General features: G+C 69.7%; 17 protein-coding genes and 2 tRNA genes. 17 read left to right on the forward strand and 2 right to left on the reverse strand.

Features of this window, described 5'->3' with window-relative positions; translation table 11 throughout:
• Positions 1 to 45 precede the first annotated feature (45 nt).
• The 12 genes from dusB (at position 46) to ACWEOH_RS14870 (ending at position 13,378) form a co-directional block, all read left to right on the forward strand.
• A complete protein-coding gene (gene dusB, locus ACWEOH_RS14815; RefSeq protein ID WP_452032261.1) occupies positions 46 to 1,203 on the forward strand; it encodes a tRNA dihydrouridine synthase DusB in 1,158 nt (385 codons plus the stop codon).
• 1 nt (position 1,204) lies between these two features.
• Complete coding sequence (locus ACWEOH_RS14820) at positions 1,205 to 2,458, forward strand: deoxyguanosinetriphosphate triphosphohydrolase (RefSeq protein ID WP_452032263.1); 1,254 nt, start codon at positions 1,205 to 1,207, stop codon at positions 2,456 to 2,458.
• Positions 2,459 to 2,507: 49 nt separating this feature from the next.
• Positions 2,508 to 4,490 carry a DNA primase gene (dnaG, locus tag ACWEOH_RS14825; RefSeq protein ID WP_452032265.1) on the forward strand — a complete coding sequence of 661 codons (1,983 nt, stop codon included), beginning with the start codon at positions 2,508 to 2,510 and terminating at the stop codon, positions 4,488 to 4,490.
• 224 nt (positions 4,491 to 4,714) lie between these two features.
• Positions 4,715 to 6,346 carry an ABC transporter substrate-binding protein gene (locus ACWEOH_RS14830; protein ID WP_452032266.1) on the forward strand — a complete coding sequence of 544 codons (1,632 nt, stop codon included), beginning with the start codon at positions 4,715 to 4,717 and terminating at the stop codon, positions 6,344 to 6,346.
• A gap of 86 nt (positions 6,347 to 6,432) precedes the next feature.
• The gene (locus ACWEOH_RS14835; protein ID WP_452032268.1) at positions 6,433 to 7,527 is read left to right on the forward strand and encodes an ABC transporter permease; all 1,095 of its coding nucleotides are present in this window, start codon (positions 6,433 to 6,435) and stop codon (positions 7,525 to 7,527) included.
• A gap of 1 nt (position 7,528) precedes the next feature.
• Positions 7,529 to 8,605: an ABC transporter permease gene (locus ACWEOH_RS14840; protein ID WP_452032270.1), complete on the forward strand. Its 1,077-nt coding sequence runs from the start codon at positions 7,529 to 7,531 to the stop codon at positions 8,603 to 8,605.
• Positions 8,602 to 10,290: a dipeptide ABC transporter ATP-binding protein gene (locus ACWEOH_RS14845; RefSeq protein WP_452032272.1), complete on the forward strand. Its 1,689-nt coding sequence runs from the start codon at positions 8,602 to 8,604 to the stop codon at positions 10,288 to 10,290. Before ACWEOH_RS14840 ends, ACWEOH_RS14845 begins: the two co-directional genes overlap by 4 nt.
• Positions 10,290 to 11,156, forward strand: coding sequence for an ATP-binding cassette domain-containing protein (locus ACWEOH_RS14850; protein ID WP_452032273.1), 867 nt, complete (start codon positions 10,290 to 10,292; stop codon positions 11,154 to 11,156). Before ACWEOH_RS14845 ends, ACWEOH_RS14850 begins: the two co-directional genes overlap by 1 nt.
• Positions 11,153 to 12,163 carry a D-isomer specific 2-hydroxyacid dehydrogenase family protein gene (locus ACWEOH_RS14855; RefSeq protein WP_452032275.1) on the forward strand — a complete coding sequence of 337 codons (1,011 nt, stop codon included), beginning with the start codon at positions 11,153 to 11,155 and terminating at the stop codon, positions 12,161 to 12,163. Before ACWEOH_RS14850 ends, ACWEOH_RS14855 begins: the two co-directional genes overlap by 4 nt.
• Before the next feature lie 79 nt (positions 12,164 to 12,242).
• Positions 12,243 to 12,315, forward strand: a tRNA-Asn gene (locus ACWEOH_RS14860).
• A gap of 56 nt (positions 12,316 to 12,371) precedes the next feature.
• Positions 12,372 to 13,076: an AzlC family ABC transporter permease gene (locus tag ACWEOH_RS14865; RefSeq protein ID WP_452032277.1), complete on the forward strand. Its 705-nt coding sequence runs from the start codon at positions 12,372 to 12,374 to the stop codon at positions 13,074 to 13,076.
• On the forward strand, positions 13,073 to 13,378 hold the full coding sequence (locus ACWEOH_RS14870; RefSeq protein WP_148735100.1) for an AzlD domain-containing protein: 306 nt from the start codon (positions 13,073 to 13,075) through the stop codon (positions 13,376 to 13,378). Before ACWEOH_RS14865 ends, ACWEOH_RS14870 begins: the two co-directional genes overlap by 4 nt.
• A gap of 41 nt (positions 13,379 to 13,419) precedes the next feature.
• Here ACWEOH_RS14870 and def read toward each other — a convergent pair whose 3' ends face one another.
• Positions 13,420 to 13,986, reverse strand: a complete 567-nt coding sequence (gene def / locus ACWEOH_RS14875; RefSeq protein WP_452032279.1) for a peptide deformylase — start codon at positions 13,984 to 13,986, stop codon at positions 13,420 to 13,422.
• Between the two features lie 41 nt (positions 13,987 to 14,027).
• Between def and ACWEOH_RS14880 the strand changes: the two genes are divergently transcribed.
• The 5 genes from ACWEOH_RS14880 (at position 14,028) to ACWEOH_RS14900 (ending at position 20,849) form a co-directional block, all read left to right on the forward strand.
• Complete coding sequence (locus ACWEOH_RS14880) at positions 14,028 to 14,945, forward strand: DMT family transporter (protein WP_452032281.1); 918 nt, start codon at positions 14,028 to 14,030, stop codon at positions 14,943 to 14,945.
• Positions 14,946 to 15,113: 168 nt separating this feature from the next.
• Positions 15,114 to 16,370, forward strand: a complete 1,257-nt coding sequence (locus ACWEOH_RS14885) for a glycosyltransferase (protein ID WP_452032283.1) — start codon at positions 15,114 to 15,116, stop codon at positions 16,368 to 16,370.
• A gap of 10 nt (positions 16,371 to 16,380) precedes the next feature.
• Positions 16,381 to 16,454, forward strand: a tRNA-Ile gene (locus tag ACWEOH_RS14890).
• A 601-nt stretch (positions 16,455 to 17,055) separates the two neighbouring features.
• Positions 17,056 to 19,476 carry a CHAT domain-containing protein gene (locus ACWEOH_RS14895; protein ID WP_452032285.1) on the forward strand — a complete coding sequence of 807 codons (2,421 nt, stop codon included), beginning with the start codon at positions 17,056 to 17,058 and terminating at the stop codon, positions 19,474 to 19,476.
• 14 nt (positions 19,477 to 19,490) lie between these two features.
• Positions 19,491 to 20,849, forward strand: coding sequence for a hypothetical protein (locus tag ACWEOH_RS14900; protein WP_452032287.1), 1,359 nt, complete (start codon positions 19,491 to 19,493; stop codon positions 20,847 to 20,849).
• A 905-nt stretch (positions 20,850 to 21,754) separates the two neighbouring features.
• Here the strand turns inward: ACWEOH_RS14900 and ACWEOH_RS14905 are convergent.
• The gene (locus ACWEOH_RS14905) at positions 21,755 to 22,525 is read right to left on the reverse strand and encodes a M23 family metallopeptidase (RefSeq protein ID WP_452032289.1); all 771 of its coding nucleotides are present in this window, start codon (positions 22,523 to 22,525) and stop codon (positions 21,755 to 21,757) included.
• Positions 22,526 to 23,221 lie beyond the last annotated feature (696 nt).

The following is a 23,221-nucleotide window of genomic DNA, read 5'->3' on the forward strand; positions in this document are numbered from 1 at the left end:
GGGCACCGGGCGACTGGCCCCTGTTCTCTGGGAGAATCGAGGGTGATGTCCGCTTCCACCACGCTCCCGGCCGGTCCGCTCGCGATCGGCGACCTCGCCCTCGACGTGCCCGTCGTGCTCGCCCCCATGGCGGGCATCACGAACACCGCCTTCCGGCGACTCTGCCGCGAGTTCGGCGCGGGGCTCTACGTCAGCGAGATGATCACGTCGCGCGCGCTCGTCGAGCGCACGCCCGAATCGATGCGGCTCATCACGCACCACGAGTCCGAGACCCCGCGCTCGATCCAGCTCTACGGCGTCGACCCCGAGACCGTGTCCGAGGCGGTCACCATGCTCGTCGCCGAAGACCGGGCCGACCACATCGACCTGAACTTCGGATGCCCCGTGCCGAAGGTCACCCGCAAGGGCGGGGGAGCCGCCCTGCCGTGGAAGAGCGGGCTCTTCCGCGACATCGTCGAGGGTGCCGTGCGCGCCGCGGGCGACGTCCCGCTCACCGTCAAGATGCGCAAGGGCATCGACGCCGACCACCTCACCTTCCTCGAGGCCGGCCGCATCGCCGAGGGCGCGGGCGTGGCGTCGATCGCGCTGCACGCGCGCACCGCGGCCGAGTTCTACTCCGGCCAGGCCGACTGGTCCGCCATCGCCGAGCTCAAGCAGGCCGTCACGAGCGTTCCGGTGCTCGGCAACGGCGACATCTGGTCGGCCGAAGATGCACTGCGCATGGTCGCCGAGACCGGATGCGACGGCGTCGTGGTCGGGCGCGGCTGCCTGGGGCGTCCATGGCTGTTCGGTGACCTCGCGGCGGCGTTCCGCGGTGAAGACCGCAAGGCGGAGCCGAGCCTCGGTGACGTCGCGCGCACGTTCCGCCGTCACGCCGAGCTGCTCACCGAGTTCTTCGACAGCGAGGAGCGCGGCTGCCGCGACATCCGCAAGCACGTCGCCTGGTACTTCAAGGGGTACCCGGTGGGCGGCGAGCTGCGCGCGAAGCTCGCCACGGTCGAGTCGCTCGCCCAGCTCGACGACCTGCTCGGCACCCTCGACTGGACGATGCCGTACCCGGGCGAGGGCGCCGAAGGCCCGCGTGGCCGCGCCGGTACGCCGAAGAACCCGTCGCTGCCCGACGGCTGGCTCACGTCGCAGGAGCTCGCCGGGCACGACCGGGTCACGCTCGTCGGCGCCGAGCTCGACACGAGCGGCGGCTGACATGCGCGAGCGACTCTTCGGCGGCTACGACGACGCCGACACCGAGCGCTGGCTGCCCGAGGAGCACACGAGCCGCCGCAGCGACTTCGCGCGTGACCGAGCCCGCCTGCTTCACTCGAGCTCGCTGCGCCGCCTCGCGGCGAAGACGCAGGTCTTGAGCCCCACCGCCGGCCTCGACTTCGCCCGCAACCGCCTCACGCACTCGCTCGAGGTCGCCCAGGTCGGGCGCGAGCTGGCCGCGAGCCTCGGGCTCGACCCCGATGTCGTCGACACCGCGTGCCTCGCCCACGACCTCGGCCACCCGCCGTTCGGGCACAACGGCGAGCGCGCCCTCAACACCTGGGCGGCCGACGTCGGCGGGTTCGAGGGCAACGCGCAGACCCTGCGCATCCTGACCCGCCTCGAGCCCAAGGTCTTCGGCGACGACGGCCGCAGCTACGGACTCAACCTCACTCGTGCGAGCCTCGACGCGAGCTGCAAGTACCCGTGGCCCGAGGCGACCTCGGTGGCCGATCCGAGCGGGCGCGCGAAGTTCGGGTTCTACCGCGACGACCTCGAGGTGTTCCAGTGGATGCGCGCCGGCGCCCCCGAGCGCCGGCTCTGCATCGAGGCGCAGGTCATGGACCTCTCCGACGACATCGCGTACTCGGTGCACGACTTCGAGGACGCGATCGTGAACGGCTACGTCGACGTCGAAGCGCTCGGCGCCCGAGTCGACCACGACGCACTCGTGTCCTCGATGCACGACTGGATCGGCGGCGCCATCCCGCACGACGAGCTGATCGCCGCGTTCGACCGGCTCGACTCGCTCGACGGCTGGCTCGAGTCGTGGAGCGGCAGCCGGCACGAGCAAGGCCGCCTGAAGAACCTCACGAGCCAGCTCATCGGCCGCTTCGCGCACGCCGCCACCGAAGCGACGCGGTCGGCGTTCCCGCTCGCGAGCCTGATCCGGTTCGACGCCGACGTGGTCGTGCCGCGCGAGATCCAGGCCGAGATCGCGGTGCTGAAGGGCATCGTCGCCGCCTTCGTCATGTCGAAGAACACGCGGCAGCCCATCTACACGCAGCAGCGACAGGTGCTCACGTCGCTCGCCGACGTGCTCTTCGTCTCGGGCGACGAGCACTTGGATCCGGGCTTCGCCGCCGACTGGAACGCCGCGTCCGACGATGTCGCGCGCAAACGGGCTGTCGTCGACCAGGTCGCGAGCCTCACCGACCAGTCCGCACTCGCGTGGTACGAGCGGCTGTGCCAGTAGCCATCGGCGACCGGCCGCGGCATCCGTTGCGCGGAATAGGATGAGAGCCATGGCGGGCCGCATTCGACAGAGCGATGTCGATGAGGTGAAGGCCCGCACGAACATCGCCGACATCGTCGGCGAGCACGTGAGCCTCAAGTCGGCGGGTGTCGGCTCGCTGAAGGGCCTCTGCCCGTTCCACGACGAGCGCAGCCCGAGCTTCCACGTGCGGCCGCAACTCGGCTACTACCACTGCTTCGGATGCGGCGAATCGGGCGACGTGTACACGTTCCTGCAGCGCATGGACCACGTCACGTTCGCCGAGGCCGTCGAACGGCTCGCCGGACGGATCGGCTACGAGCTCCACTACGAAGACGGCGGACCCGCGACCGACCACGGCAACCGGGCGCGACTGCTCGCCGCGAACCAGGCGGCGTGGGAGTTCTTCGTCGAGCGCCTCTCGTCGCCCGAGGCCGAGCCCGGACGCCGCTTCCTCGGCGAGCGCGGCTTCGACGCCGAGGCGGCCCGCCACTTCGGTGTCGGCTTCGCGCCGAAGAGCTGGGACGCGCTCACGAACCACCTGAGGGGCCGCGGATTCAGCACCGAGGAGCTCGCCGCCGCCGGGCTCGTCTCCCAGGGCGACCGGGGCGTGTACGACCGGTTCCGCGGACGCCTGGTCTGGCCGATCCGAGACGTGACGGGCCAGACGGTCGGCTTCGGCGCGCGACGCCTGCTCGACGACGACCAGGGCCCGAAGTACCTGAACACCCCCGAGACCGCGATCTACCACAAGGCGCAGGTGCTCTACGGACTCGACCTCGCGAAGCGCGACATCGCGAAGACCCGACGCGTGGTGCTCGTCGAGGGCTACACCGACGTCATGGCGTGCCACCTCGCGGGCGTCACCACGGCCATCGCCACCTCGGGCACGTCGTTCGGCGTCGACCACATCAAGGTGCTGCGCCGCGTGCTCGGCGACGACTCGGGCGTCGGCGAGGTCGTGTTCACGTTCGACGGCGATGCCGCAGGTCAGCAGGCCGCCATGCGTGCGTTCGCCGAGGAGCAGCGGTTCGCCGCCCAGACCTACGTGGCCGTCGCGCCCGACGGGCTCGACCCGTGTGACCTGCGTCTCGCGCGCGGCGACGCGGCGGTCCGCGCGCTCGTCGAGACGAAGACGCCCATGTTCGAGTTCGTGCTCCGGCACACGCTCTCGCGCTACGACCTCGAGACCGTCGAGGGCCGAGTTTCGGCGCTGCGAGCGGCCGCGCCGGTCGTCGCGGAGATCCGCGACCCGGCGCTCCGTCCGGGGTACACGCGCGAGCTCGCGCGCATGCTCGGCATGGAGCTCGCCGAGGTCACGCGGGCGGTCCGCGCGGCACCCAGCGGCGGCCGGGCCGGCGGTGGCGACCGGAACAGGGGAGCGTCCGGCAGCACCGGCGGCGAGCGCTCGACCTCGGGTGCCTCCGGGCGGCCGGGCGGACCCGGCAGCCAGCGCGGAGAGCCCGGCGCCTCGAGCCCATCCGGCGCTCCGGGCGTCCCGGGCACCGGCGAGGGCGTCCCTCCGGATGCCGCGACGCGCCCCTTCTCGATCGCCGACCTGCCGAACGACCCGTCCACACGCCTCGAGCGCGACGCGCTGCAGGCGATGCTCCAGTACCCCGACTCGGTCGGCGACGACCTGCTCCGGCACGCCGTCGACAGCCGGTTCGGCAACGCCAACCTCGCCGTCGTCCGCGACGGCATCGCCTCGGTGCTGGCCTCACCCGACGCCGCCGTGCGGGTCGACCGGGTCGTCGACGAGGTGCCGGCCCCGTTCGCGGGCATCGTGCGCCAGCTCGCCGTCGCACCCGTGCCACAGCGCAGCGAGGCCGAGCTCGCGGCCTACGTCAGCGGCGTCGTGAGCGCGCTCGTCGACCGCGAACTCCTCCGCCAGAAGTCCGAGCTGCTGGGCCGGCTCCAGCGCACGGACCGGAACGACACGGCGACCTACGCCAGCCTGCAGCGGGCCCTGGTCGAGCTCGAGGCCGAGCGTCGAGCACTCAGGGGCGACTGAGCCGAGCGTCCCGTGCTGAAGCGCCTGAGCGGGACATCCGGCGCGGGAACCCCGTGTCGACGCGCATCGGTTGCGTCCAAGGTTGCACTTCCATAAACATTCCGCCGTCCGCCCCGGCCACCATGCAACATCCCCGGGCTCGTGTGCTACCTGTGGGGGATACGACAACGTGCCGCGAGGCTTCGCTGCGCGTTTCAGTTCCTGACAGGAAGAGGTAGACGGATATGACATCCGCATCCACGAACCGGCGCGTGCTCGTCGCGGCAGCCGGTGTCTCGGTGGCAGCCCTCGCCCTCGCCGGTTGCACGGCGGGCGGCGGCGACAGCACCGAGGCGGCCGGCGGCACCCTGACGATCGGCACGACCGAGCAGATCACCGCGCTCGACCCGGCCGGCTCGTACGACAACGGCTCGTTCGCCGTCATGAATCAGGTGTACCCGTTCCTGATGAACACCCCCTACGGCAGCCCCGACGTCGAGCCCGACATCGCGGAGTCCGCGGAGTTCACGAGCCCGAGCCAGTACACGGTCACGCTGAAGCCCGGCCTGAAGTTCGCGAACGGCAACGACCTCACGTCGTCCGACGTGAAGTTCACGTTCGACCGCCAGCTCGCGATCGCCGATGAGAACGGCCCCTCGTCGCTGCTCTACAACCTCGACTCGGTCGACGCGACAGACGACACCACGGTGGTCTTCAACCTGAAGTCGGAGAACGACCAGATCTTCCCGCAGATCCTGTCGAGCCCGGCCGGTCCGATCGTCGACGAGGACGTGTTCTCGGCCGACTCGCTCACCTCCGATGACGACATCGTCGCGGGCAACGCGTTCGCCGGTCAGTACGTCATCACGGCCTACGACTTCAACAACCTGGTCTCGTACGAGGCGAACCCCGACTACCAGGGCCTCCTCGGCGAAGCGAAGACCGAAACGGTCAACGTGCAGTACTACACGGATGCCTCGAACCTGAAGCTCGACGTGCAGGAGGGCAACATCGACGTGGCCCACCGCACGCTCAGCGCGACGGACATCGAGGACCTCCGCGGCAACGACAACGTCAAGGTCGTCGACGGCCCCGGCGGTGAGATCCGGTACCTCGTGTTCAACTTCAACACGATGCCGTTCGGCGCCACGACGCCCGAGGCCGACCCGGCCAAGGCGCTCGCGGTGCGGCAGGCGATCGCCAACCTCATCGACCGCGACGCGATCTCCGAGGACGTCTACAAGGGCACCTTCACTCCGCTGTACTCGTACGTGCCCGAGGGCCTCACGGGTGCGAACGAGTCCCTGAAGGAGCTCTACGGCGACGGCAACGGCGCACCCGACGCCGACAAGGCGGCCGAGGTGCTCTCTGCGGCCGGCGTCGAGACGCCGCTCGACATCTCGATCCAGTACGTGGCCGAGCGCTACGGACCGTCGTCGAGCGACGAGTACGCGATCATCAAGGACAACCTCGAGGCGAGCGGCCTGTTCACCGTGAACCTGCAGTCGACCGAGTGGGTCCAGTACTCCGAGGACCGCGTCGCGGACCTGTACCCGGCCTACCAGCTGGGCTGGTTCCCCGACTATTCGGACGCCGACAACTACCTCACGCCGTTCTTCCTCGCGGAGAACTTCCTGGCGAACCACTACGACAACCCCGAGGTGAACGACCTGATCCTCGAGCAGGCTGTCACGGCGGACCCCGACGCCCGCGCCGCCCTCATCGGCGAGATCCAGGACAAGGTCGCCGCCGACCTGTCCACGATCCCGTACATGCAGGGTGCGCAGGTGGCGGTCGTCGGTTCCGACGTCGAGGGTGCGGAGGACACGCTCGACGCGTCGTTCAAGTTCCGCTACGCGGCACTCTCGAAGGGCTGACGACGGACTAGAGTCGTTGAAGCTCGACGACGGGGGCGACCTGCTACCGCGGGTCGCCCCCGTTCCCCTGTACCCCTGAGGAATCCATGAGCACACTAGACACCACGGCCCCGACGGAGGATCTTCCCGCCGCCGCACGGCCGAAGCCGAAGTCGCAAGGAGGCGGGTTCGGGCGATACCTGCTCGTCCGCTTCCTGCTGATCTTCCCGACCATCTTCATCCTCGTCACCCTGGTCTTCTTCCTGATGCGCACCACGGGCGACCCGATCACCGCCCAGCAGGGCGGACGGCTCGGACCCGAGGCGCTCGCGGAGCTGCGAGCCGCCGCCGGCTTCGACCGGCCGCTGTTCATCCAGTACGTCGAGTACCTCGGCCAGATCGCGACCTTCAACTTCGGCGAGACGCTGACCACGAACCGCCCGGTCCTCGAGGTGCTCGCCACCTACGGCCCGGCCACGTTCGAGCTCGTGTTCTACTCGCTCATCGTCGCCTTCGCGGTCGGCATCCCGCTCGGCCTGCTCACCGCCTACTACCGCGACAAGCCGCAGGACGCCGTGTTCCGCGTGCTCGCGATCTACTGGTACGCCGTGCCGGTCTTCTTCGCCGGCCTCATCCTGAAGCTGATCTTCTCGGTCTGGCTGGGGTGGTTCCCGGTCGCCGGGCGGGCGAGCGTGAGCGCCCAGCTGCAATTGCAGACGCTGCCGAACAAGACCGGCTTCTACACGATCGACGCGCTCATGACCGGCAACCCCGAGGTGCTCGGCGACGTCCTCTCGCACGCGGTCCTGCCCGCCATCGCGCTCGGCCTGCTCACGGCGGGCATCTTCCTGCGGCTGGTCCGCACGAACGTGATCGGCACGCTCGCGACCGACTACGTCGACGCGGCCCGTTCCCGCGGCGTCGGCGAGCTCCGGCTGCTCCGGAAGCACGCCTACCGGCCGGCCCTGATCCCGATCATCACCGTCATCGGCCTGCAGATCGCGCTCCTGCTCTCGGGAGCCGTGCTCACCGAGACGACCTTCGAGTGGAAGGGGCTCGGGTTCATCCTCGTCGAGTTCATCGAATCCCGGGACTACGTGGCCGTGCAGGGCATCGTCGTGATGCTCGCGATCATCGTGGCGATCACGAACTTCGTCGTCGACATCATCGCGGCGTTCATCGACCCGAGGGTGAGGTACTGACATGACCGCGGCATCCGTCACCCCCGCCGCTCCGAAGCGGCGGCTCCGCGACCGCCTTCCGGTCGTGCACCACCTGCGGCAGAGCGTCGGCCTCCAGCGGGGCATGCTCGTCGCCGGTCTCGTCCTGCTGGCACTCTTCCTCGTCTGCGCGATCTTCGCGCCGCTGCTCGCGCCCTACGGCTTCGCGCAGCGGGCCGATGCCGAGGGGAGCTTCGGCACGCAGCAGCCGCCGTCGGCCGAGCACTGGTTCGGCACGACGGTCGGCGGCTACGACGTGCTCTCCCGCGTCATCTTCGGTGCGCAGACCGCGATCCTCGTGGTCATCGTCGCGGTCGTGCTGTCGCTGTTCATCGGCGTCGCCCTCGGCCTGTATGCGGGGTACTTCGGCGGCTGGCTCGACAAGACGATGGTCGTCGTGTTCGACGCCATCTACGCGTTCCCGTCGCTGCTGCTCGCCATCGTGCTGTCGATCGTCATCTCGGGCGGGCAGTCGAGCCTGCTGGGCGGCGTCCTCGCGGCCGGCGGCTCGATCATCGTGGTGTTCATCCCGCAGTACTTCCGCGTGATCCGCGCCGAGACCGTGCGCATCAAGGCGGAGCCGTTCGTCGAGTCGGCGAAGGTGCTCGGCGCATCCAACTCGCGCATCGTCTTCAAGCACGTGTTCCGCAACGCGACGCGCACCCTGCCGCTGATCATCACGCTGAACTCGGCCGAGGCGATCCTCACCCTGGCGGCGCTCGGGTTCATCGGGTTCGGCATCGAGCCGACGGCCGCGGCCGACTGGGGTTACGACCTCAACAAGGCGCAGTCGGATGTCACGAGCGGCATCTGGTGGACGGCGACGTTCCCCGGCGTGGCCATCGTGCTGGCGGTGCTCGGCATCATGCTCGTGGGCGAGAGCCTCAACGACCTCGCCGACCCGCGCCTGCGCAGCCGCCGACGCGTCGCGCAGTCGGCCGGGCAGGTCGCCGAGACCTCGGTGGTCCCCGGCGGCACGCTGTCCGCCGGCCCCGGCGGACTGACCGGCCTCGAAGACGGGGAGACATTCGACGAGCACGGAATCGAGGTCAAGCGATGAGCACGGTGGTCGACATCAAGAACCTCGGCGTCTCGTTCTCCACCGACGCTGGAGCCGTGAAGGCGGTCGACGACGTCTCGCTCTCGGTCGAGCGCGGCGAGGTGCTCGCCATCGTCGGCGAGTCCGGCAGCGGCAAGACCGTGACGGCCAAGACGATCCTCGGGCTCCTGCCCGAGACGGCCACGACGCGCGGCGCCGTGCTGCTCTCCGACCGCGACGGCGGCCGAGCGCAGGACGTCATCAGCCTGTCGAAGCAGAAGCTGCGCGAGGTGCGCGGCGAGGACGTGGCGATGGTCTTCCAGGAGCCGTCGACGGCGCTGAACCCCGTCTACACGGTCGGCTGGCAGATCATGGAGGGCCTACGCGCCCACGGCGAGATCTCGAAGAAGGACGCACGCGCGAAGGCGATCGACATCCTCCGTCGCGTCGGCATCCCCGACCCCGAGCACCGCGTCGACCACTACCCGCACCAGTTCTCGGGCGGGCAGAAGCAGCGCGTCGTCATCGCGATGGCGCTCGTGCTCGACCCGGGACTCATCGTCGCCGACGAGCCCACGACCGCGCTCGACGTGACCGTGCAGGCCGAGATCCTCGACCTGCTGCGGCGCTGCCGCGACGAGTTCGGCACCGCGATCGTGCTCATCACCCACAACATGGGCGTCGTCGCCGACCTCGCCGACCGGGTGGCGGTCATGTACCAGGGCCGGGTCGTCGAGGAGGCCGACGTCAAGACGCTGTTCGCGGCGCCGAGGGCCGACTACACGAAGGCGCTGCTCGCCGCTGTGCCGTACGTCGGTCACGGCACCGTGCGTGCGGCCGAGCGGGCTGCGGAGCGTCCGGCAGGCTGGGCCGAGCAGACGCCGGTCGTCGAGGCGCGCGGGCTCGAGATCGTCTACCCGGGCCGCTTCGGCCGTGAGGGCTTCCGTGCGGTCGACGGCGTCGACCTCGTCATCCGGCCCGGCGAGGTGCTCGGGCTGGTCGGCGAGTCGGGCTCGGGCAAGACGACCATCGGCCGCGCGATCGCGGGACTCACGAAGGTCACCGGCGGCTCGCTGAAGGTGCTCGGCGCCGAGATGAACGGCATCCGCGAACGGCAGTTCCGTCCGCTCCGGAGCCGTATCGGGTTCGTGTTCCAGGACCCGGCGTCGAGCTTCAACCCGCTGCTCACGATCGCCGAGTGCGTGGCCGAGCCGCTCGTCATCCACGGCCGGGCGAAGGATCCCGGTTCCGCTCGCAAGCGGGTCGACGAGCTCCTCGAGGCGGTGCAGCTGCCGAAGGCGTACGGCGACCGGTACCCGCACGAGCTCAGCGGCGGCCAGCGCCAGCGCGCGAGCCTTGCGCGGGCCCTCGCCCTCGGGCCCGAGCTGCTCATCGCCGACGAGCCCACCTCGGCGCTCGACGTGTCGGTGCAGGCGCGCGTGCTCGAGCTGTTCGGCGAGCTGCAGCTCGAATTCGGCTTCGCCTCGCTGTTCATCAGCCACGACCTGGCCGTCGTCGACCTGCTCGCCGACCGCATCGCGGTGCTCTACCGCGGTCGGCTCGTCGAGGAGGGCACCGGCGTCGAGGTCCTCGGCGCACCCGAGGACGAGTACACCCAGCGGCTCCTCGCGTCGCTGCCCGTGCCCGACCCGATCGCCCAGGCCGAACGACGAGAGGAACTCCGCCGGCTCCGGGAGGCGATGTGATGCGCGGAGCGGCACACGGCTTCCCGATCGTGCTGAGCGACCTCACGCTCGAGTACCCCGCCCATGGCGCGAGCCCGGCCCACGTGGCCCTGCACGGGCTCACGCTGACGGTGGAGCCGGGGGAGGTGCTCGGTCTCCTCGGCAGCGCCGGCAGCGGAAAGTCGACGCTCGCGAAGGTGCTCTCGGGCGCCGCGCTCGAGCAGGTGCGCGGCGGGGACGTGCGGCCGGTGATCACCGGCGGCGAGGCGAACGTGCTCGGCCATCGCCTGCGCACGCTGCCGAAGCGGAAGCTCCACGAGTTCCGGTTCCACGTCGGCTACCTGCCGCAGGATGCCGCGGCGACGCTCCCGCCCGACCGCACGGTGGCGGAGATCGTGGGCGAGCCCATCCTCGAGCGGGACCGGCGCTACAACCGGCGCGCGCTGGCGACCCGGGTCGCGACGATGATCGACGCAGTGCGGCTTCCGCTCAGCATGCTCGAGAAGTTCCCCTACGAGCTGAGCGGCGGGCAGCGCCAGCGGGTCGCCCTGGCTCGCTCGCTTGTGCTCGGGCCGGCGCTGCTCGTGGCCGATGAGCCCACGGCGGGCATCGACCTCACGGTGCGCGACGCGGTGGCCCAGCTCATCAGCGAGCTGCGCGACCGCGAGCACGGCACGTTCTCGGCGCTCATCATCAGCCACGACCTCCCGGTGCTGCGGCGCACGGCAGACCGCATCGCGGTGCTCGATCGCGGCGAGCTCGCGGCGATCGGCACGATCGACGAGGTGTTCCACGACCCGGGCCACCCGTACGTCATGGCCCTCGCGGGTGCGCTCGACGGCGGGCACGCGGTGATCGACGAGCTCGACGAGGGTCCCGCGGTATGACGGATGCCGCGGCGGCGCGTCCTCGGCATCGAGCCGTCGCGGGATCCGAGCCGCCACCCTCGGCGAACGCCGTCGCGGCGCCCGAGTCGGGTCCGATCGCGGTGCTGCCCGCGGACGACGTGGTCGAGGCGGCGGTGCGCGGTGGCGGTGGCACGGTCGCGCCGCCCGACGACGCCACGCGCGGGCTCGTGTGGACCGCGGCATCCGGTGCCGGCGACCTCGACGCCGTGCTCGCGGCGCACCCCGGCATCGCCTGGGTGCAACTGCCGTGGGCGGGGGTCGACGCCTTCGCCGACGTGCTGCGGCGCCACCGCGACGACGGCCGCGCCTGGACGAGCGCGAAGGGCGCGTACGCGCAGCCCGTCGCGGAGCACGCGCTCATGCTCGCCCTCGCCGTGCTCCGCGAGGTGCCGCACCGCGTGCGGGCGAACCGCTGGGAGGTCGACGAGCGGGGCCGGACGCTGTTCGGCGCCGAGGTCGTCATCGTGGGCGCCGGCGGGATCGCGACGGAGCTGCTGCGGCTGCTCGCCCCGTTCGGCGTCCGCACGACCGTCGTGCGCCGCCGCGACGAGCCCGTCGCCGGCGCGACGCGCACCGTGACCGAGGCGGGCCTCGGCGAGGCGCTCGCACGGGCCGACGTCGTGTTCGTCGCCGCGGCCCTCACCGACGCCTCGCGCGGCCTGATCGGCGCCGAGGCACTCGAGCGGATGCCGCGTGGCGCCGTGCTCGTCAACGTCGCGCGCGGCGCCGTGGTCGACACCGACACGCTCGTCGCCGCGCTCGCGTCCGGACGGCTCGGCGGTGCGGGCCTCGACGTGACGGATCCCGAGCCGCTCCCGGCGGGGCATCCGCTCTGGTCGGCGCCGAACTGCGTCATCACGCCGCACGTCGCGGACACGGAGGAGATGGTCGTGCCGCTCTTCGCGGAGCGGGTGGCGCAGAACGTGCGCGCATTCCTCGACGGGGCGCCGCTCGAGGGCCGGATCGACCTCCACGCGGGGTACTGACCGGACGTCGGAGGCGAGGGGCGCTCGGATTGGGAGTCCGCGCCTCCCTTTGCTAGAGTGACTCTGCTGAAACACGCGATCCTCCATAGCTCAATTGGCAGAGCAATCGGCTGTTAACCGATAGGTTCTTGGTTCGAGTCCAAGTGGGGGAGCAGCAAGGGCCGTCCGGGTGCACCGGGCGGCCCTTTCGTCGATTCGGGAGGGGTGCGTGGACGAGCACGAGACGTCGACCGGGCGCACCGCGGTCGTGCGCGACAGCGTCGGCGTGGGCCTCGCAACGGCCGCCTACGGCATCTCGTTCGGAGCGCTGTCGGTGGCCGCGGGCCTCGACGTGTGGCAGACCTGCTTCCTCAGCCTCGTGATGTTCACGGGCGGGTCGCAGTTCGCGCTCGTGGGCGTGCTCGCGTCGGGCGGCGTGGCGGCCGGCGGCTCGGCGATCGCCACGGCGGCGCTCCTCGGCATCCGCAACGTCGTCTACGGCATGCGCATGAAGCCGCTCGTCGACCGCGGCGGGCTCGCGCAGCGCATCGCGGCGGCGTGGATCACGATCGACGAGTCGACCGCAGTGGCGCTCGCGCAGTCGGATGATCGAGCGGCCCGCCGGGGCTTCTGGCTCACCGGGGTCGTCATCTTCGTCGGCTGGAACCTGACGACGCTCGCGGGGGCGCTCATCGGCGATGCGCTGGGCGACACGCGGGCGTGGGGGCTGGATGCCGCGGCCGCCGCCGCGTTCCTCGGGCTCCTCTGGCCGCGGCTGAAGCGCTTCCAGGCGGGCGCGGTGGCGGTCGCCGCCGCGCTCGTGGCGACCCTGACGACGCCCGTGCTCATGCCCGGACTTCCCGTGCTCGTCGCGGCGCTCGTCGCCGTCGTGGTCGGCTGGTTCGACCTGTTCTCGCGGCGGAGCGCGTCGTGACCACGTGGCACGTCATCCTCATCGCCTCGGCGGCGACGCTCGCCCTGAAGCTCGGCGGCTACTTCGTGCCCGCCGGCCTCCTCGAACGGGAGCGTCCAGCGCGGATCGCCGACCTGCTCACCGTGGCGCTGCTCGCGGCGCTCATCGCCGTGCAGACGCTCGGCGCGGGGCAGGCGATCGTGTTCGATGCCCGGGTCCCGGCGGTCATCGTCGCCGCCGCGCTGTTCGCATTGCGGGTGCCGTTCCTCGTCGTCGTGATCGTCGCGGCGCTCGTCGCCGCCGGGATCCGCGCGTTCGTCTGAGGCGGCCGGCCGTTCAGCCTGCCGGGAGTGCGCCGCCCCGCTCAGTCCTCGAGGTGGTCGACGCCCGGCAGCCACGAGACGCCGGGCTTGCCCCAGCCGAGCTTGCGGGAGATCTTCGCGACGATGCGCTGGTCCTTCTCGCCGAGGCGGTCGACGTACAGCGTGCCGTCGAGGTGGTCGTACTCGTGCTGGAAGATGCGCGCGAGCCAGCCCTCGGCGTCGATCTCGAACGGCTGCCCCTCGAGGTCGGTCGCCCGGAGGATCGCCCGTTCGGCGCGACGAAGGCCGAACCGCTCGCCCGGGAACGACAGGCAGCCCTCGGACTCCACGTCGAGGTCGGGATCACCGGCGGGCGGGGGTGAGATCCACAGCTCGGGGTTGATGGCGACGCCGCGCCACTTCGTGCCCGCCTCGTCGACCCAGCCGTACGTGAACAACCGCAGCGGCACCCCGACCTGCGGTCCTGCGAGCCCGACCCCCGGCGCGGCATCCATCGTCTCGAACATGTCCCGGACGAGCGCCCGCAGCTCGTCGTCGATCGTCTCGACCGGAAGGGCGGGGGAGTGCAGCACCGGATCGCCGGTGATGCGTATGGGGAGCACGGCCATTCGCCAAGGATATCGGCGGCGCAACGGGTAGGGTCGTCACCGTGGATCCGGACCTGAGCGACCTCTCCGAGCAGATCGCGCTCGACCCGACTTCGTTCATCGGCATCCCGCTCGCGCTGATCGGAGCGGTCTTCCTGTCGCTCGGCGCGCAGTTCCAGCACCGCGGCGTCGTGAAGGTCGAGGCGCGCACGGTCGACACGCTCGGCAAGGGACTCAACGGCAAGCAGCTCGCCCTGCTGCTGGCCCGGCCGTCGTGGGTGATCGGCACGCTCATGCTCGGCCTCGCCATCGTCTTCCAGCTCGGCAGCCTCTACTTCGCGCCCATCATCGTGGTGCAGCCGCTCGGCGCGATCGCGCTCGTGATCACGTCCGTCATCAACTCCCGCGTCAATCACGTGAAGCTGAACCGCAAGTCGATCATCGCCATCGTGATGTGCGTCGGCGGCGTGTTCCTGTTCGTCGGCGTCGCGGCGTTCACGGCCGTCGACAAGCCGGTGACCGACCGGCAGCTGATCACGATCCTGATCATCCTGGCGGTGGTCCTCGCCGTCGCCGGCGTCACGTTCGCCCTGTTCCGTCGACGCATCCGCGCGGTCTTCTACGTGGTCATGGCCGGCGTGCTCTACGGCTTCGTCGTCACCCTCGCGAAGGTCGTCATCGGCCGGCTGCAGCAGGGTGAGTTCGAGTGGCTCACCTTCACGTGCGTCATCGGACTGCTGCTCGCCATGGCGCTCGGGGCGTACTTCGTGCAGAACGCCTACGCGACCGGGCCGCCCGACCTCGTCATCGCGGGCCTCACCGTCGTCGACCCGCTCGTCGCGGTGGTCATCGGCATCGTGGTGCTCGGCGAGGCATCGCAGGCGCCGCTGTGGGCGAACCTCGTGTTCGTCGTGGCGGGCGCGATCGCGGTGTGGGGCGTGTTCATGCTCGCGCGGAACCACCCGCAGACGCGCCTCTGATCGGCGCGCGAGCGCGCATCCGAGCGCACCTCACGACATGCGACCCGGGCAACGCGCAGGCGGCGATGCGTAGACTATGGTCGGATCCAAACCCCGCGCCTGACCCCTGCGCCGTGATCCCCGAGGCCGATCGCCTCCATCCCGACGAACTGTGAGGAACAACACCACGTGTCTGACACACCCGGTGCGACTACCCCCGCCGGCACCGACGGCGCAGAGACGGAACGCCCGCTCAAGATCCTGATCGGCGCCGACACGTTCGCCCCCGACGTGAACGGCGCCGCCCGCTTCGCCGAGCGCCTCGCGGCCGGGCTCGTCGAGCGCGGCCACGACGTGCACATCATGGCGCCGGCCGCCAGCCGCAAGCACGGCACGTGGAAGGAGGTGCACGAGGGCCAGGAGGTCACCGCGCACCGTCTGCGCAGCTGGCGCTGGTACCCGCACGACTGGCTGCGATTCGCGCTGCCCTGGCGCATCAAGCAGAACAGCGCGCGGGTCATCGACGCGGTCAAGCCCGACGTCGTGCACTTCCAGTCGCACATCGTGGTCGGCCGCGGCCTCTCCGTCGAAGCGCAGAAGCGCGGCATCCGGATCATCGGCACCAACCACTTCATGCCCGAGAACATGCTCGAGTTCACGCTGCTGCCGAAGTCGGTGCAGGACTTCGCCGTCGGGCTGGCCTGGAAGGCCGCGGGCCGCACGTTCGGCCGCGCCGAGGCCGTCACCACGCCGACCCGAAAGGCAGCGCAGTTCCTCGAGAAGCACACCGGCCTCGAGAACGTGCACGCCATCTCGTGCGGCATCGACGCGCACAAGTACTCGCCCGACTGGGAGCCGCGCACCGAGAACCGCATCCTCTTCGTGGGCCGGGTCACCGGCGAGAAGCACATCGACGTCCTGCTGCGCGCGCTCACGCTGCTGCCGGCCGAGCTCGACGCCAAGGTCGAGATCGTCGGCGGGGGCGACCAGCTGCGCAACCTGCAGCACCTCGCATCCGAGCTCGGCATCGCCGACCGGGTCACGTTCACGGGCTACGTGACCGACGACGAGTTGCGCGAGGCCTACCACCGGGCATCCGTGCTCGCGATGCCGTCGATCGCCGAGCTGCAGTCGATCGTGACCATGGAGGCCATGGCCTCGGCGCTGCCGGTCGTTGCCGCGAACGCGATGGCGCTGCCGCACCTCGTGCACGACGGCGAGAACGGCTACCTCTTCGAGCCCGGCAGCCACGCGGACCTCGCGGCGAAGCTCCGCACGGTGCTCGAGGCGTCACCCGACGAGTACCGTGCGATGAAGGAGGAGTCGATCCGACTCATCGCGGCGCACGACATCCAGCGCACGCTGTCGACGTTCGAGAGCCTGTATCGTGGGAAGCCGGTGACCGATCCGGTCACCGATGTCGCGCCGGTCGCCCTTCCCGAGTGACGCGCCGCGAGGGGCGGTAGCTCAGCCGGTCAGAGCAGTGGACTCATAATCCATCGGTCACGGGTTCAAGTCCCGTCCGCCCTACCTCAAAATCCCTGATCAGGGCGATTTACTCACCCGCCGAATGCGCGAATGACTTGATCTCCGGTCTCGGGTTCGAGTGCGGCGACCCGCTGCGCGATTCGCCCACTGGTCAGGCAATTTCGGTGCATGGCGACGGCAACGAGCTGAGGACGAGAATCGTCCGCGACGAACGTTTCTCGCTGTCGTTGAGTCCATGCGCGGGTTGGGTCGTCGACGCGGCACCGACTTCGGATCGCATTGGCGACGAGCCAGACGCGACAGAAGACTGCGTCGCAGAGGCGGCGGCATCTGGAGTGTCCGGCCGTTCGTCAACCCACTGGAGGAACGTCCAGCCGGGCGGGGGGGGCGGCCAAGATGGGTCCGGCGTCCAGCCCGTTTCCGGCAGCCAACCTGCTGGGGCGTAGGCCACCCAGGAGGCGCACTGATATAGCCCCGGCGTTACCCACCTAACGCTTGTGACCATTGGATTGTCCCACTTCGAATACCTGAGCGCCACATGGTGGGCGTGGCCCGACACCTCCCCCGTATGGGGGCTAGACGGCGCGTCCCGCGTCGGGCGAGTGTCATCCCTGAACCATGGTTCCGGGGGATGGGGGATGCCATGGATGCCTCGAAGCTTCCGTGGATCACGCTGGTGCTGGCTCGGACGTTCGATCGGCCCAATGCCCGCGCCTTCTTGATCGAGTTCGAGTTTCCGGACTCGGTGCTGCGAGTCTACGACCAGGCCACCATGGACCCCGGTTGGGCTTCCGCTCCGGGCGCGGCCGATCGGGCGTACATCGTGCTCAGGGTGCTCGAGACGGACGCAGCGATCCGTGCCGCGTTCGAAGCCGATCACGACGCCGGTCGACTTGGCCTCGGAGCAGGCGACGATGAGGAGTTCGACCGCGAGCTCGACCGGCTCAGCGAGATCGTGCATTCGGAGCAGGGCGGCGCCTGGATCGAGCCGCCGCTTCGCAGGACCGACCCGCCTCTTCTCGATACGGAGCCGCCGCTTCTTGAGGTCGGGGTGCCGCCCACCGATGCGGAAGGGCCCTACGAGCCTGAGTCGGAGATGCCGACGCGTGGCCGCGATATCGGCCTCCCCATCCCTGAGTCGGAGATGGGCTCGAACGGCGCCAGCCCCGGCGGTGGGGTGATCAGCGGAGAAGGGCTCGGCCCCGATGTTCGCGTGGTGGTCGGTGGTGGGAGGTGGCCCGACGACGGCCTGCTCGGCGGTACCGAAGTCGGCGGCGACAGCGGTAACGGCCTGCTCGGCGGCGACGAACTCCTCGACGGTGACGGAGTGCGCGACGGGGACAATGACGGACTCGTTGGCGATGACGACCTTCTCGGCGGCGAGGAATGGCCGCCGACGAACGGTCATGCGACTAACGGAGAGGCCGGAACAACCGGGACTTCATTACCATCCTCGCCAGAACCAGAGGCAGAGCGGGCCAGCCCGGAGGTCGTTGAGACCTGGCTCAAAGCCGAGCTCGACGACGTCGACACCTCCAAGCCGCTCCAGGTCGGAGAGGAATACGTGCTCGCGCTTTCCTTCGGAGCGAAGGTAAGCGGCGCGGTCGGGTCCGCTGTTGCCACGCTGACATTCCCTGTCGAGGCCGACCATCTCGACCTGACGATACGGCTGCTCAGCGCCGAGTTCGACACACCCCCGCTTCCGCAGTCCATCCGAGTCCGTCGGAACGGGACCTCCGTGGGCCGATCGCTCTTCGCGATCACGCCGAAGAAGGCCGGGCCCGCCGTCCTGACCGCGATGGTGGACTTCGAGGGAAATTTCGTGCAGCAGCTCGTGTTGCGCTTCGACGTGGGGGGCGCTCCGGCCGCTGACGTGGAGGTGACGAACCTCGGCCGCCCCGCCGCCGCGGCGACGGTGCTCGAGCCGCGCGAAGCATCCCTGCGCTTCACCCCCGAGGTCGGCGGCTACAAGCTCTTCGTGCCGGGGGTCACCGAGAACGAGGTGTTCGTGCAGATCACCGCCGACCAGCTCGCTGCGGCGATCGAGCAGGTACGGTCCGCGCTGCTGACAATGGTCAAGAACGAGATGTTCGCGCTCGGCATGGACATTCCGCCCGACCTCGGTGCACGGGCGCTCAATCAGCTCGCGTTCGCCGGATTCCGCCTCTACCAGCAGATCTTCGAGGGCCCGTTCGCGTCTTCCGATCTCCGTGCCGTCGGCACCTGGCTGCGAGACACACTGTCGAACGACGTCACGACCCTGCAAGTCGTCTCGAGCGGATTCCCAGTGCCGTGGGCGCTCATCTACCTCGCCGAGCGGTGGGACGAGACGCAGCTCGACTGGGAGAACTTCATCGGCATGCGCCACGTCGTCGAGCAGGTACCGATGCGCGAGATCACCGTCGCGCCGCCGTCCGCCACGATCGACTCGACCCCGGCGCTGGCGGTGCGCGTGCTCTACAACGACGGCATCGACGCGCAGATGCCGTCGCATCCGGTCGCGGCGCAGCGCGCCTTCTGGGAAGGCCACGGCGGGCTCGAGCTCGCCGAGGGCACCTCCGCGGCGGACTTGCTCGGCGCCGCCCTCGCCCCGGCCAGCGTCGACAAGGTGCTGTACCTCTACTGCCACGCGGTGGCGTCGAACACGAACCCCGATGATTCGCACCTCGTGCTTTCCGGCGACGAGAAGGTCACCCTCGGCCGCCTATCGGCCAAGGCCCCGACCAAGGACCTCCTCGCGAGTCATCCGCTCGTCTTCATCAACGCGTGCGAATCGGGTGACCTGTCGCCTAACTTCTACGACGGCTTCGTGCCCTACTTCCTCGGGAAGGGCGCACGCGGAGTGATCGGCACGGAGTGCAAGACTCCCGGCTTCTTCGCGAGCGAGTGGGCGAAGGCGTTCTTCGACCGCTTCTTTGCCGGCGAAAGGCTCGGCGACACCGTGCTCGCCCTGCGGCGACAGTTCCTCGCCGACCACGGCAACCCGCTCGGGCTGCTCTACGGCGTGTATTGCGACCCCGACACCCGCGTCGACCCCGCCCTCATTCCGGGCGCCGTCGGCTAACGAAAGGATGACCCATGGCGCTCCGACACATCCCGGGCGGGGATCGGTCGTACCACCTCATCGCGTTCGACAAGCGCGGCGTCGAACAGCGGGATCCCGACGGCACACTCGGCAGCGAGACCGCCATCGAGGCGCTCACCTCACCGCCGAGCGACGTGACCGACGTGTTTATCCTGAGCCATGGATGGCTCGGCGACTACCAGGACGCGATCAGCCAGTACGACTGGTGGCTCAGCGCGACCAACCCCGACCGGCCCGACGACGACATCCGTCCGTTCGTCATCGGACTGCACTGGCCAAGCAAGGCATGGAGCGACCGCGCGCTCAAGGGCCGGCCGAGCGGGCTGCTCGGCGACGTGACGTCCGGCGGCGATCACGCGATCACCGTCGGGGAGGCGGTTGACGAGTTCGCCGCGCACCTCGCAGGGACCGATGCGGCGCGGGCAGCGCTCGCGACGATCCTCGACTACGCGGCATCCATCGACCCCGACGCCGACGCGACGAGTGCGGACGCGCTCCCGGCCGAGGTCGCCGAAGCGTACCGCGTGCTCGCTGCCGAGGCCGCCGCCCGCTCCGACGACGATCCGCTACTCGGGGGCGGGTGGGATCCCGACCTCGCGTTCGCCGAAGCCGCCGAGCACGGGGCGGACGGCGAAGACGGCCTGCTCGGCGAGGGCTTCTGGGGCAAGCTTCGCGAGGCGGTGCTCACGCCGCTGCGGCAACTGACCTTCTGGAGTATGAAGGATCGCGCCCGGGTCATCGGTGAGAGCGGCGGATCACAGTTGCTGCGGAAGATCCAGGAGGCGGCCCCGCACGCCCGGGTGCACCTCATGGGGCACAGCTTCGGCACGATCGTCGTCTCCGCGACGGTGCGCGGCCCCGGCAAGACGCCGACACCGCCGCTCAGGCCGGTCGAGTCGATGTTCCTCGTGCAGGGCGCGGTGTCGCTCTGGGCATTCTCCGCGGACGTCCCCGAGTCGGTCGGCGGCGGACGCGGGTACTTCGCGGATGTCGCGCGGCCCGAGTTCGTCGCGGGGCCGATCATCGCGACCCGCTCGAAATGGGACTACGCCGTCGGCAAGTTCTATCCCCTCGCTGTCCGGGTCACGAGGCAATACCTCCTTGGCGAGCCGCCGAAGTTTGGCGGGATCGGCGCATTCGGCATCCAGGGCGCCGGGGCGAAGGAACTCACCGCGCTCGCGACCGGGGCGCGTCCGGAGCCCGCATTCGCGGCGAGCGAGATCTACAACCTCGACGCGAGCGACGTGATTGCCAAGCTCGACGGTCCCGCCGGCGCGCACAGCGACATCGCGCACAGTGAGCTCACCTGGCTCGCGTGGAACGCAGCGCGGTCGCGCATCCCCGCCGGCTGAGCCGCGCGGGACGGGTACCAGCATTCGAGGTGACGACGCCGTTTCGGCGTTGCTTGCGTTGTCCGGCGACGGCTCGTGATGGTGGTCGAGCCTGCGCGCCGTGCTGGTTGCCTCGATCGGAGGGCTTTGGTAGGGCAACTTAGGCAGGCCTTGCCGCGTCGCGCCGGCCCGATCCACGCCTGGCAGCGACCAGCTGCTCACCGCGCTGTACCCGAGGCCCACATAGACGCCGACCACGATCGCACCCGCAAGTGCCACTCCACCGGCGGTGTTCAGCGCAAGGAACATGAGGCCTTGGCCGAACGCCCGAGTCCGACGCCCTGAGAAGGCAAGCCATGCCCACCGCAGCCGCCACTCAGTGCCCTCTCAGATTGAGCTTTGAGCAGTCCATACTTTGACGGACATTTGGTTCGGAACTCGAACGAGTAGACGCTATTGGGTGTTGAACCTGGAGCCTCCGCTCGCTCACGGAGCGCGGGATCGATCTTCTTCGGCAAAGCTGCCATCCTTCCAACTCGAAAAGATGCGGTATCAAGCCTGTGGCGGTTCAAGGCGAGGCGCCATTCAACCTCGCGTCGCGATCGAGCACTCCATCTTCACCGCTGCTTGGCACATGCTCGCCACCGGCAGCGCCTACGCCGATCCCTGCCCCGAGCCAGCCGCCAGCACCGAACGCGCGAAGAACCGAGCCATCAGACAGCTACACGAACTCGGCTACGACGTCGCTATCACACCAGCAGCCGCGTAGGTCACCACGAATCTCGTGTCAGATGTCACCCGTCCGTGCAGCAGACCCACGTCTAGCGCAAAGCGTGGCTCCTTGGCAGGTCACCCGGGTCGTCTCTGTGGGACGCGCGCGTACGCCGGCCGGCGGGCCTCGGTGCGCTCCACGCCAAAGTTGCGGCTCACCGCCACTGGGCCGGCCAAACCTGCCGCGCGATCACGCGACCGTCACGGAGGAGGGTCTCGCCGGGCTTGAGCCCCGCGACCGCGTTGTAGTCCCACCCGGAAGCCTGCACCAGGATGCGGAAGTCGTCTCTTCCATACCACTCGTTGCGACCGGAAACCTTGTCCGCTCCGATCGAGTAGCGGAGTGCTACGAACTCGCTGCCATGCGAGAAGTGGTGCACGGATTGGGGGGTGAGGTAGTACCCGTTTCCATTGTCCTCACGGCGTGCGATGAGCGCCATTTCGTCATCTCCCTGATCTTGTCGGCCTTGGCCGCTGAGTGGATCGCCCCCGAAGAACGGAGCGGGGTCGATGACGCCGACGGAGCCGGGATCGCCGTTCTGACGGGAGGCGGTGAGGTGCAGATGCGCGGCGGTGGACGATGATCCGGAGTTTCCGAGCAGCGCTACGGCTTCGCCGGGGTTAACCGTCGATCCGACCGGGAGGCCGGGGTCCTGGAGGAGATGACAATAACCGAGGTAGACATCGTCCGAGGGGTAGAACACGACGATGCGATGGCCGAGCCCGGTATCCTCGGCAGCCCCGTCAGACATGTGGGTGCGCCAAGCGACCTGCCCCTCGCCCGATGAGCGGATCGAGGTCCCCGCCAACAACCCGTTCGTATCGAGGCCGCGATGGGGTCCGAGGCCCATGTCCTTGCGCCACGGAGGCCAGTCCCCGAACGGGTCGCTCCAGTTCGTCGACGGAAACGGCGGAGCGAGCGTCATGACGACTCCTTTCCGATCGATCGGCACGCGTGGCGCCGGCAGCGCACCTGTGCGACTCGGCAGGAACGGGCGGAGCGGTCTCCGCCTCCAGGTCAACTCCGCATGAACATTGCTCACGTAGGTACGTGATGCCAGATGCCGAGACGAGGTGCACATCAGGCGGGTGACCCCATTTCGCGGGTAGGCGCCATGTCGTATGAGTGGCAGCGACGACACCCTGCGCGACAGCGGTCGCCGTCGCCGTCGCCGTCGCCGTCGCCGAGACATTCACGCCTCGAAGTACAAGCTTCCAGTCAAGTCGGCAGCGCGGGTTGAACGCGGATGAGCAGCTCGGGCAGGCGATCGAGGCGCGTAACTCCTCAATCATCGACTCACGCCCGCACGCGCCGCGGAGGATCGCCTCCTCGCGCCACTCGCCCAGCGGCCACACCCGTGCCGGGTGTGCCTCCGCCTCGGCGTCGCAGCGGGGCGTCTGGTCGTCAACCGTCCGGCTGTGCACGCGAGGCCTGGGGTCACTCATTCGGAGCAGATTACGGAGTTTGGTTCCAGCACATCGTGAACGGGTGTCCCCGGGGACATCGTGAACGCCGGGATGGCACTTCGCCCTTCAGCAGATCAGGGCCGTGTCCCCGAAGCAACGTCCATGGACACCACACCTAGCTAGTGCGACGCTCGCGTCTATTCGCGCGGTCTGGT

Source organism: Agromyces sp. NPDC004153 (assembly GCF_053603635.1).